This is a genomic window from Mesorhizobium sp. M5C.F.Ca.IN.020.29.1.1 (genome assembly GCF_003997375.1).
Classification (GTDB): domain Bacteria; phylum Pseudomonadota; class Alphaproteobacteria; order Rhizobiales; family Rhizobiaceae; genus Mesorhizobium; species Mesorhizobium wenxiniae.
Window position 1 is genome coordinate 1 of sequence record NZ_RZSW01000938.1, and the last position, 1,448, is coordinate 1,448.

The 1,448-nt window shown below is 67.0% G+C and carries 1 protein-coding gene; it reads right to left on the reverse strand.

Going from position 1 to position 1,448, the window contains the following annotated elements:
• On the reverse strand, nucleotides 1-1,448 hold a 1,448-nt coding region (recG, locus tag EOA85_RS35165; protein WP_127212720.1), incomplete at both ends, for an ATP-dependent DNA helicase RecG.

Below are 1,448 nucleotides of genomic sequence, written 5' to 3' on the forward strand. Positions count from 1 at the left end.
GTCTCGCGCATCACCGACAGCCGGCGCGTTGCCGTCTCGCCGAGCGGATCCTTGTAGAGCAGCACGCAGGAGGACGGTTTTTCGCCGCGACCGACCCGGCCGCGCAACTGGTGCAACTGGGCGAGGCCGAAGCGCTCGGCATGCTCGATGACCATGATCGTCGCATCCGGCACATCGACCCCGACCTCGATGACCGTGGTGGCGATCAGAATGCGTGTCTCGCCGGTCTTGAAGGCGCGTATCGCCTCGTCCTTGTCGCCGCCCTTCATGCGCCCGTGCACCAGGCCGATCCGGTCGCCGAACAGCGGCTTTAGCGAGGCAAAGCGGTCCTCCGCCGACATCAGCTTGATCTCTTCGGATTCCTCGACCAGCGGGCAGATCCAGTAGATCTTCTGGCCGTCGGCGACGGCGTCGCGCATGCGGCCGACCAGTTCGTCGAGCCGCTCGAGCGGCAGGGTGACGGTGCGGATCGGCTGGCGACCGGCCGGTTTTTCGGTCAGCTTCGACACATCCATGTCGCCGAAAGCGGTCAACACCAGCGTGCGCGGGATCGGCGTCGCCGTCATCACCAGCATGTCGGGGGCATCGCCTTTGGCGGTGATGGCAAGCCGCTGGTGGACGCCAAAGCGGTGCTGCTCGTCGATGACGGCGAGGACGAGGTCGTGGAACGTCACCGTTTCCTGGAACAGGGCGTGAGTGCCGACGACGATGTCGATCTCGCCATTGGCCAGACCGGCCAGCGTGTCAGTGCGCTCGCGGCCCTTTTCACGGCCGGTGAGGATGGCGATGCGCAGGCCGGCTTGTTCCGCCAAAGGCGCAATCGTCGCAAGATGCTGGCGCGCCAGGATTTCGGTCGGCGCCATCAACGCCGCCTGGCCGCCGGCCTCGACGGCGCGCGCCATGGCGAGTAGCGCGACCACCGTCTTGCCGGAGCCGACATCTCCCTGCAAAAGCCGCAGCATGCGTTCGGGATCGGCGAGATCGGCGTTGATTTCGGCCAACGCGAATTCCTGGCTGGGAGTCAGCGAATAGGGAAGGGCGGCGCGCAGGTTTTCGACGACGCGGCCGTCGCCGACCAACGGTCGTCCGGACAAGCGGCGGACTTTCGCGCGCACCAGCGCCAGCGACACCTGGCCTGCCAGAAACTCGTCATAGGCGAGACGCCGCCAGGCCGCGCCGTCGACGGACACGTCGATCGGGTCGGCGGGATTGTGGATGCTGGCGAGCGCGTCGCCAAAGGCAGGAAAGGTGCGGCGGCGCAAAAACTCGCCATCCTGCCATTCCGGCAGCACCGGCAAGCGAGCGAGCGCTTGGCCGATTGCGCGGCGCAGTACTTTTCCCGAGAGCCCGGCGGTGAGCGGATAGACCGGCTCGACCAGTGGCAGGGTTTCCGCTTCACTGGCCCGCGCGATGTGGTCTGGGTGGACCCTGGTCGGCCGGCCGTTGAA